Below are 8794 nucleotides of genomic sequence, written 5' to 3' on the forward strand. Positions count from 1 at the left end.
CGTTCGTTAAGTTAGTTGCGTCACGTCGGCTTGTCAAGAAATGATTGTCATAGATTCGGGGTCGGGCTCGGGATTGCGTGCCCACTGAGGCGGCCCGACGGGCGCGGCGCGCCACACGACTCACGCCCGAGCAGCCACAATCAGGGCATGACGACTTCCGGTGGCGCCGTGACGACCGTTCGGCGACGACTCCGGACCGTCAGACTGGTCCTCGCGAGATCCGTGGGGGAGTTCCTCCGCGATCGCGGCCCCGATCAGGCGGGCTCGCTCACCTTCTACGGGGTGCTCTCACTGTTCCCCGCGATCCTCGTCATGGTCTCGCTGCTCGGCGTGTTCGGGCAGGGGGCCAGGACGGTCGACGCCATCATGGCCATGCTCTCCGACATCGCCCCGCCGGAGGTGCTCGACCCGATCCGCGGTCCCGTCGAGGCCGTCGTTACCACGCAGGCCGCCGGGACGGCGCTGGTGGTGGGCGCGACCATCGCGCTGTGGACCGCGTCCCGCTATGTCTGGGCGCTCGGTCGCGCGATGAACCTCATACTCGGAGTGGAGGAGGGACGGCCGCCGTGGCGGCTGCTGCCCGTCGGCCTGCTGCTCACGGCGTTGCTCATCGTCCTCGTGGCCGTCGGGGGCCTGGCGCTGGTGTTCACCGGCCCCATCGCCGAGACCGTGGGTGGGTGGATCGGCCTCGGCGAGACCGCGTTGGCCGTGTGGAGTGTGGCCAAGTGGCCGGGGGCCCTGATCTCCGCCATCCTCGCGTTGGCGATCCTCTACCGGTTCGCTCCCAACGTGGCCGGACGCAAATTCCACTGGGTCTCGCTGGGTGCGGCGGCGGCCCTGCTCATCATCGGTGTCGCCACCGCCGGTTTCGGCTTCTTCGTCTCCAACTTCGGCAACTTCAACCGCTCGTACGGATCGCTGGCGGGGATCATCGTGTTCCTGTTGTGGTTGTGGTTGGTCAACATGGCCGTGCTCTACGGCGCGCGGCTGGACACCGAGGTGCTGCGTATCCGCCAACTCCGGGCCGGCATACCGGCCGAGGAGACGGTGCAGGTGACCCCGCGCGACACGACGGCCAGCGACTTCTTCGCGCGCCGGCGGGCCACGATGCTCGCCGACTACCGGGAACTGCGCCGGGATCCGGCCCCCGTCGACGACGACACCTCCGCTGATGACGTGGCGGCCGGTGACGCGGATGCCGAGGCCGGGAAGACGACCGAGGCGGCACCTCCACGGCGGTAGGGTTGGTCGCATGCGCCTCGTCGTCACCGGGGGAGCCGGGTTCATCGGCGCCAACTTCGTCCACACCGTGGTCCGTGAGCATCCGCACGCCCACGTCACCGTGCTGGACGCCATGACCTACGCCGCCAATCGCACGAGTCTGGCCGGACTCCCGTCGGATCGGGTCGCGTTGGTGGAAGGCGACTGCGCGGCCCCCGGTGTCACCGACCGGCTCGTCGCGCAGCTCACCGGACCGCAGGACGCGGTGGTGCACTTCGCCGCCGAGAGCCACAACGACAACTCGCTCGCCACCCCGTGGCCGTTCGTGCACTCCAACATCGTGGGCACCTACGCGGTGCTCGAGGCCTGCCGCAGCCACGACGTGCGCCTGCACCACGTCTCGACCGACGAGGTCTACGGCGACCTGCAGCTCGACGATCCGGGCAGGTTCACCCCGGCCACCGCCTACAACCCGTCGAGCCCCTACTCGGCCACCAAGGCCGGCGCGGACATGCTGGTGCGCGCGTGGGTCCGCAGCTTCGGTGTCCGCGCCACCATCAGCAACTGCTCCAACAATTACGGCCCGTACCAGCACGTCGAGAAGTTCATCCCGCGGCAGATCACCAACCTTCTCACCGGGCAGCGCCCCCGCCTCTACGGCAGTGGTGCCAACGTCCGGGACTGGATCCATGTCGACGACCACAACTCGGCCGTCCTTCGGATCCTGACAGCCGGTGAACTGGGGCGTACCTATCTCATCGGCGCCGACGGCGAGCACTCCAATCTGCAGGTCATGCAGATGATCTGCGAGCTCATGGGCGCCACCGGCACTGACGGGGACCCGGGTTTCGACCACGTGACCGACCGTCCCGGCCACGACCTGCGCTACGCGATCGACGCCACCGCCACCCGCGAGGAGCTGGGGTGGGAGCCGCAGCACACCGACCTGTGGGACGGGTTGCGTCGGACCATCGAGTGGTACCGCGAGAACCGCGACTGGTGGGAGCCGGTCAAGGAGAGCGTCGAGGCGAAGTACGCCCGGACGGAGAAGGTGCTGTGAAGGGCATCGTCCTGGCCGGCGGCAGCGGCACCCGTCTGCGCCCCCTCACTCTGGCCACCAGCAAGCAACTCATGCCGGTCTACGACAAGCCGATGATCTACTACCCGCTGTCCACGCTCATGCTGGCGGGCATCCGCGACATCCTGCTCATCACCACGCCCGAGGACGCGCCGCAGTTCCGGCGGCTCCTGGGCGACGGCAGCCAGTTCGGCATCACCCTGAGCTACGTCGAGCAGGCCGCCCCCGAGGGCCTGGCCCAGGCGTTCGTCCTGGGTGCGGACCACATCGGTGACGACCCGGTGGCGCTGATCCTGGGCGACAACATCTTCTACGGCCCCGGGATGGGAGCGCAGCTGCGACGGTTCGCCGACCTCGACGGCGGCGCCGTGTTCGCCTACCGCGTGTCCAACCCGGGCGACTACGGGGTGATCGACTTCGACGCCGCCGGCCGCGCGATCAGCCTCGAGGAGAAGCCCGAGAACCCGTCCTCCGACTTCGCCGTCCCGGGGCTCTACTTCTACAGCGCCGACGTGGTGGAGGTGGCGCGGAACCTCGAGAAGTCGCCGCGCGGGGAATACGAGATCACCGACGTCAACCGGCACTATCTCGAGGCCGGCCGCCTACAGGTCGAGGTGCTCCCGCGTGGAACCGCCTGGCTGGACACCGGCACCCACGACTCTCTGCTCGACGCGGGCAACTACGTCCGGACCATCGAGGACCGGCAGGGCCTGAAGATCGGCTGCCCGGAGGAGGTGGCGTGGCGGATGGGGTATCTCGACGACGACGAGCTCACCGACCGCGCCCACGACCTCAGGAAATCGGGGTACGGGGCCTACCTGCTCGACGTGCTCCGCCGCGAAAAGGGTCGGCAGTGGTGAGCGGCGGCCATCCGGACGATCAGCCTGCACAGCCGCTCCCCCCGATGCACGCACGCCTGAGCAGCGGTGCACGCGGGAGTGCAGAGGGGGGAGCGGCTGCAGAGGGGGCGGGCGAGCCCTTGCGCCCCGCCGGGCTGCCGCGGGTCCTCGTCACCGGCGGAGGCGGGCAGCTCGGGCACGCGCTCTCCGGGGTGGCCGACGCCCCGGGCCGTGACGAACTGGACATCACCGATCCTGCGTCGATGTCCGCCGCCCTGGACCGCTTCTCGCCGGAGGTGGTGATCAACGCGGCCGCGTACACCGATGTCGACGGCGCCGAAGCCGACGAGGCGGGGGCCCGGGCGATCAACACCGTCGGCGCCGAGGAGCTCGCCGCAGCGTGCCGGGAGCGCGGAATCCGGATGGTCCACATCAGTACTGACTACGTCTTCTCCGGCGAGATCCCCGGAGGAGGTGACCCGGCCACCGCTCCGGCGCTCGAGCCCACGGACCCGACCGCCCCCACCACGGCGTACGGGCGGACCAAGCTGGCGGGGGAGCGGGCTGTGCTGGCTTCGCACCCGGAAGCGACCGTCATCCGCACCGCGTGGCTCTACACCGGCCCGCAACGCGAGTCCCTCGGCCTGTCCGGCAGCGACTTCGTGGCCACCATGGTCCGACTGGAGCGCGAGCGAGACACGCTCAACGTGGTCGACGACCAGTGGGGCTCGCCCACCTATACGCAGGCCCTCGCCGGCGGTCTGCTGGAGATGCTGGCCGCCGAGAGGGCCGGTCGGGTCGACACCCGAGGGCTCACCCTGCACGGGGCCGGAGGCGGGCGCGCGACGTGGTGGGAGCTCGCCCGCGAGGTGTTCAGCCGGTACGGCGCCGATCCGGACCGGGTCCGTCCCTGCCGTTCGGACGAGTTCCCACGCCCGGCACCGAGGCCGGCGTTCTCCGTGCTGTCCGATACCTCGTGGCAGGCGGCGGGACTCTCACCGCTACCGGACTGGCGGGCCGACCTCACCAGCGCCATCGCCGAACACGCACGGGTCGCGCGCGGCGGAGGTGACCGGTGAGGCGACCGGCAACCCTGCGCGCATGACCCATCCGCGCTTCGGTCCACGCCTCCGCCGCGCGGCCCTCGCGGCAGGTGCGATCGGCATCACCACCGCCCTCGCCCTCACCGCCTGGGGCGTGTACCTGCTGCAGCCCCGCGGGGAGGATCCGGTCCGCGCCGACGCCGTGGTCATGCTCGCCGGCGCGGATGACGGACGGCACGCCTATGCCCGAGACCTGGTGGAGGCGGGGTACGCCGACACGCTGCTGGTGTCCAACCCGGGTGGCGACTCCGAGCGCAGGGCCCGCCGGCTGTGCACCGGCGCGGATCGCCCCGACGGGGCCGAGGTGGTGTGCTTCGCCCCCGAGCCACGGACGACGTGGGGGGAGGCCCACGCGGTCGCCGCGATCGCGCGGGCCCGGAGCTGGGAGCGCATTCTCGTCGTCACCAATCGTCCGCACACACTGCGGGCCGGTCGGTGGATGCGCGCCGCCACCGGAATGGAGGTGCGGATGACGCCGATCGAGCGCATCGACTGGCCCATGCTCCCGGTGCACCTGGTCTGGGAGATCGCGGGGTTCGCCAAGGGCCGGGTCAACGGTCACTGGTAGCGGCGACTGGTAGCGGCGACTGGTAGCGGTGACTGGTGGCGGCCGTTGTTGGCGGCCGTAGATGGCGCCAGTGCGCGGACCGGGTCGCGGGTCAGGCGGGTCGCGCTCGCATGGCGGACGGCGCGGCGATGGGTGCGCGGGTGGTGAGCATCGGAGCCCCCAGCCCCTCGTGGGCCCTCGAGATCCGGCCGAAGACGGCGGTGCGGTCCATGGGGCGGTGCGGCAGGTCGAGAGCCCGACGCACGTCGGAGGGGACGAGACTAGCGGCGGCGTGGACCACCGTGATGCACGAGCGGTGGGCCGTGACTGACGTTCCGACGAGCCCCTTGCACGCGCGAGCCGTCTCGCGGAGCCGGGTCGCGGCCCGCTGACCCGCGGAGGTCGCACGGGCGCGGTCCCGGGAGGAACGGAGCAGCTGCTCGAGTTCGCGGACGGTCGTGGGCGAGACGCGGCAGCCGTGCAGGTGCCCGATGCCGGCCGTCTGGCTGACGTATCGGTCGGACTCGGCCGGGGTGAGCGGCCGCGCCGCGAAGCGCTGGTACGCGGCGAGGAGTGCCCACGTGATGGCGGCGTGCGCCCACTCCATGAGCTCCGGATCCGAACCGTAGTAGTACCGGCCGTGCTCGGTGGTGCCGGAGAAGGTGGAGCGGTCGCGGTGTGAGTTCTCGATCGTCACCATGGCGTCGTCGACCGTGCCGAACGTGGTGATCTCGATGAGGTCGTGCAGGTAGCCGTCCGCGGACCAGGGGTTCTCGACCGCGTCAGCGGCGGTGAGCGCGGCCGCGAAGGCGGGGTTGGCGGCCAGCATGAGCAGTCCGGTGGTCACGCCGATCGGGGTGGCCGCGTCGCCGTGGACACGCCAGATCGGGTCGCCCGGGTGGAACCAGCGGGGCCCCGGGATGTCGAGGATCGAGCACACGGGGGTGTCCGCCGCACCGCGTGGATCAAGTGGTGACATGGGCACGCCCTGGGGTAGTTGCGCCGTGCGTGACGGCCGGTTGAGTCCTGACGACGACTGTAACTCCCGTCCCGCCCGTCGGCCGGTATTCCCTGGGGGCGGGCTGAGAAAATCCCGTGAACGTACGACGGGGACACGGCCTCTAGGCTGGCAGTGCACACCCGAGAGCCCCGAACCGCACCAGGAGACGACACGTGAGCCCTTCCCCCCTTCCCGCCCCCCGCACCGGCCCCGTCGTGCCCGACCGCTTCGCGGGCAGGACCGCTCTCGTCACCGGCGCCAGCCGTGGGATCGGTCTGGGGATCGCGCGGCGACTGCTGTCCGAGGGTGCGTCCGTGGTGATCACCGCCCGCGGGCAGGAGGGCCTCGACGAGGCGGTCGCCGAACTGGGTGCGCCGGACCGGGTGCTCGCGGTGGCGGGGAAGTCCGACGACGAGGATCACCAGCGCGAGGTGGTGGCCCGGGCCGAGGAGGCGTTCGGGCCGGTGGACCTGCTGGTCAACAACACCGGCATCAATCCCGTCTTCGGTCGGACGGTCGACGTGGACCTGGCGGCCGCCCGCAAGATCACCGAGGTCAACGCACTGGGCACCCTGGCGTGGACGCAGAAGGTCTATCACTCGGGTCTCGGTGAGCGCGGCGGGGCGGTGGTCAACGTGGCCTCGATCGCGGGACTGGCACCCTCGCCGGGCATCGGGTGGTACGGCGCCACCAAGGCACTGGTCATGCGCCTGACGCAGGAACTCGCGGTGGAGGTCGGCCCCGCCGTCCGCGTCAACGCGGTGGCGCCGGGGGTGGTCAAGACACGATTCGCCGAGGCCCTCTACTCCGGCCGCGAGGAGCAGATGTCCGCGGCACTGCCGGCGGGCCGGTTGGGGGTGCCGGACGACATCGCCGGCCCGGTGTCGTTCCTGCTCTCCGACGACGCCCACTGGATCACCGGGCAGACGCTCGTCGTGGACGGCGGGGCGCACATCGTCGGCGCGGGACTGCAGGGCTGACATGTCCTCCATCCAGGAGTTCTGCGCCTCGACCGGCCGCTCGCTCGAGGCGAGCCCCCCGATGGCGGTGGCCGCGCAACCGCTGACGTGGGTGGACAACCCGCCGTGGCAGCGGATCGAGTCGCCGGAGCCGTCGGCGGTGATCTACGTGGACCCGGGGGCCCACCGCGACGGCTTCTCGCCCAACGCCGTGGCCACCTGCGCCCGCGTGGCGCCCGCGATGTCCACCGACGACGCGGTGACCATGATCGTCGCCACCGCGGAGGTCCTGTCCGACTGGACGGTGCTGGAGGAGGTCGCGGGCGAGGGGGACGAGGACGCCGGCGCCGTACGCAGCATCTACCGCTACCTCCGCGGCACCTACACGGCCGAGCCCGGCGAGATGGCCACCTCGAGCCTGATCGTGGGATGGAGCGACGACGAGGCGACCTATGTCTTCCAGTTCGTCGTGACCGGGTGGCGCGAGGACGCGGCCCTGCACGACTCGGCGATGGACTGCCTGCTGATCGGGGAGTGGACGGCAGGCCAGATCGTCGGCGCCATGAGGGGTTGACGCACTCGGGCGGCCGCGGCGTGTCCCGCTAGGGTGGGCGGGATCGAAGTCAGTTGACCAGGAAGGCGGGACCGCCGGTGCAGCTACGCGAGCTGAGTGTGACGGGGGCGTGGGAGATCACCCCCCGCCGGATCTCGGACGACCGCGGGGTCTTCCACGAGGCGTTCACCGACCCGACCTTCCGCCGCCTGACCGGGCACCGTTTCGACCTCGCACAGGTCAACGTGTCGGTCTCGGGGGAGGGGGTCCTGCGCGGCCTGCACTACGCCGACGTGCCGCCCGGGCAGGCCAAGTACGTGATGTGCCCGTCCGGGACGGTGTTCGACGTCGTGGTGGACGTGCGGGTGGGGTCGCCCACGTTTGGTGAGTGGTCCGGGGTGGTCCTCGATTCGAGCGACCAGCGGTCGATCTACGTCCCCGAGGGCGTGGCGCACGGATTCCTCTCGCTGGAGCCGCAGTCCACGGTCATGTACCTGTGCTCGGAGGGGTGGCGACCGGGTGCCGAGCACGCGGTGGACGCGTTCGACTCCCACATCGCGATCGACTGGCCCTCCGTCGCGCTCGACGGCACCCCGGTCACGCACGTGATGAGCCAGAAGGACCGCGACGCCCCGAGTCTGCTCGACGTCGCGGCCGCGGGGCGCCTGCCGCGATGGGAGGACTGCGAGGCTCACGTGGAGCGTCTGCGCGAGGCCACCGCGCGGGTGGACGAGGAGTGGCGCCCGAACGCGGACTGACATACCCTAGGGGGTATCGAACGACGCCCTGTCGGGTCGAGAACCCCATGAAGGAGGACGCCATGTGTTATCCTGTCGCCTGTTCCGTCTGCGGCAAGACCACCTGGGACGGCTGTGGGCAGCACGTCGACCAGGTCAAGGCGGCCGTGCCCGCCGAGAAGTGGTGTGGAGGCGAGCACCCGGTCCCGGCTCGATAACCCCCGGCCCGGTAGTCCCGGCCCGGTAGTCCCGGCGAGGTGGCCCCGGGGCGCCGCGGTCCCGACCTCCATCGGGGGCGTCGGTCCCCACTCCCGCGCCACGGACCCGTCCGGCGGGGTAGAACCGGGGGACACGCACTCCCGTCCCTCCCGGAGGCCCCAGTGAGCACCCCGTACGTCCTCGTCGAGCGCAGCGGTCCGATCGCGCGCGTGACCCTCGACCGGCCCGAGCGCCGCAACCCCCTGTCGTTGCGGATGATGCGCGAGGCCACCGCCGCCATCCGCGACCTCGGTGACGACCCGTCGTGCGGCGTGGTGGTGGTGACGGGGTCGGGCCCGGCGCTGTCCGCCGGGCACGAGATCGGTGAGATGATCGACCGCACCCTCGACGAGGAGCGTGAGGTCTTCGACACCTGCGTCGAGCTCATGGAGTCGATCCAGGCCATCCGCCAGCCCGTGATCGCGGAGGTGCAGGGCCACGCCATCGCCGCCGGGTGTCAGCTCGTGGCGACCTGCGACCTCGCCGTGGCCGTCGACAC

At 71.1% G+C, this 8794-nt stretch carries 11 protein-coding genes; 10 read left to right on the forward strand and 1 reads right to left on the reverse strand.

All coding sequences use genetic code 11. The features are described from left to right. Positions 1-147: 147 nt before the first annotated feature. The 5 genes from ABD250_RS02925 to ABD250_RS02945 all read left to right on the forward strand — a co-directional run bounded on the left by ABD250_RS02925 (position 148) and on the right by ABD250_RS02945 (position 4809). The gene (locus ABD250_RS02925) at positions 148-1242 is read left to right on the forward strand and encodes a YihY/virulence factor BrkB family protein (protein ID WP_182657760.1); all 1095 of its coding nucleotides are present in this window, start codon (positions 148-150) and stop codon (positions 1240-1242) included. A gap of 10 nt (positions 1243-1252) precedes the next feature. Beyond that, a complete protein-coding gene (gene rfbB / locus ABD250_RS02930) occupies positions 1253-2281 on the forward strand; it encodes a dTDP-glucose 4,6-dehydratase (RefSeq protein WP_182657761.1) in 1029 nt (342 codons plus the stop codon). Further along, positions 2278-3159: a glucose-1-phosphate thymidylyltransferase RfbA gene (gene rfbA / locus ABD250_RS02935; protein WP_182610400.1), complete on the forward strand. Its 882-nt coding sequence runs from the start codon at positions 2278-2280 to the stop codon at positions 3157-3159. Before rfbB ends, rfbA begins: the two co-directional genes overlap by 4 nt. 119 nt (positions 3160-3278) lie before the next feature. Beyond that, positions 3279-4217: a dTDP-4-dehydrorhamnose reductase gene (rfbD, locus tag ABD250_RS02940; protein WP_241730450.1), complete on the forward strand. Its 939-nt coding sequence runs from the start codon at positions 3279-3281 to the stop codon at positions 4215-4217. 22 nt (positions 4218-4239) lie between these two features. Then, positions 4240-4809 (forward strand): YdcF family protein, encoded by a 570-nt coding sequence (locus ABD250_RS02945; protein ID WP_179523211.1) that lies wholly within the window; start codon positions 4240-4242, stop codon positions 4807-4809. Between the two features lie 91 nt (positions 4810-4900). Here the strand turns inward: ABD250_RS02945 and ABD250_RS02950 are convergent, their stop codons facing one another. Beyond that, entirely contained in the window at positions 4901-5767 is an 867-nt protein-coding gene (locus ABD250_RS02950) for an oxygenase MpaB family protein (RefSeq protein ID WP_194306866.1), read from the reverse strand. A 194-nt stretch (positions 5768-5961) separates the two neighbouring features. Between ABD250_RS02950 and ABD250_RS02955 the strand changes: the two genes are divergently transcribed. The 5 genes from ABD250_RS02955 to ABD250_RS02975 all read left to right on the forward strand — a co-directional run. Continuing rightward, positions 5962-6768 carry an SDR family oxidoreductase gene (locus ABD250_RS02955; RefSeq protein WP_182617353.1) on the forward strand — a complete coding sequence of 269 codons (807 nt, stop codon included), beginning with the start codon at positions 5962-5964 and terminating at the stop codon, positions 6766-6768. A 1-nt stretch (position 6769) separates the two neighbouring features. Next, entirely contained in the window at positions 6770-7321 is a 552-nt protein-coding gene (locus ABD250_RS02960) for an LpqN/LpqT family lipoprotein (protein WP_182639288.1), read from the forward strand. A 53-nt stretch (positions 7322-7374) separates the two neighbouring features. Continuing rightward, positions 7375-8058 (forward strand): dTDP-4-dehydrorhamnose 3,5-epimerase, encoded by a 684-nt coding sequence (gene rfbC, locus ABD250_RS02965; RefSeq protein ID WP_187700963.1) that lies wholly within the window; start codon positions 7375-7377, stop codon positions 8056-8058. 62 nt (positions 8059-8120) lie between these two features. Beyond that, on the forward strand, positions 8121-8255 hold the full coding sequence (locus ABD250_RS02970) for a hypothetical protein (RefSeq protein ID WP_259845221.1): 135 nt from the start codon (positions 8121-8123) through the stop codon (positions 8253-8255). Positions 8256-8417: 162 nt separating this feature from the next. Further along, positions 8418-8794, forward strand: a 377-nt coding sequence (locus ABD250_RS02975) for an enoyl-CoA hydratase-related protein (protein WP_344390950.1), incomplete at its 3' end; no start/stop codon positions are given.

The organism is Dietzia cercidiphylli (assembly GCF_039531545.1).
Classification (GTDB): Bacteria; Actinomycetota; Actinomycetes; order Mycobacteriales; family Mycobacteriaceae; genus Dietzia; species Dietzia natronolimnaea.

Coding starts and splice junctions, on each gene's coding strand:
- ABD250_RS02925 (WP_182657760.1), top strand. CDS start 148: ATGACGACTTCCGGTGGCGCCGTGACGACCGTTCGGCGACGACTCCGG.
- rfbB (WP_182657761.1), top strand. CDS start 1,253: ATGCGCCTCGTCGTCACCGGGGGAGCCGGGTTCATCGGCGCCAACTTC.
- ABD250_RS02945 (WP_179523211.1), top strand. CDS start 4,240: ATGACCCATCCGCGCTTCGGTCCACGCCTCCGCCGCGCGGCCCTCGCG.
- ABD250_RS02950 (WP_194306866.1), bottom strand. CDS start 5,767: ATGTCACCACTTGATCCACGCGGTGCGGCGGACACCCCCGTGTGCTCG.
- ABD250_RS02960 (WP_182639288.1), top strand. CDS start 6,770: ATGTCCTCCATCCAGGAGTTCTGCGCCTCGACCGGCCGCTCGCTCGAG.
- ABD250_RS02970 (WP_259845221.1), top strand. CDS start 8,121: ATGTGTTATCCTGTCGCCTGTTCCGTCTGCGGCAAGACCACCTGGGAC.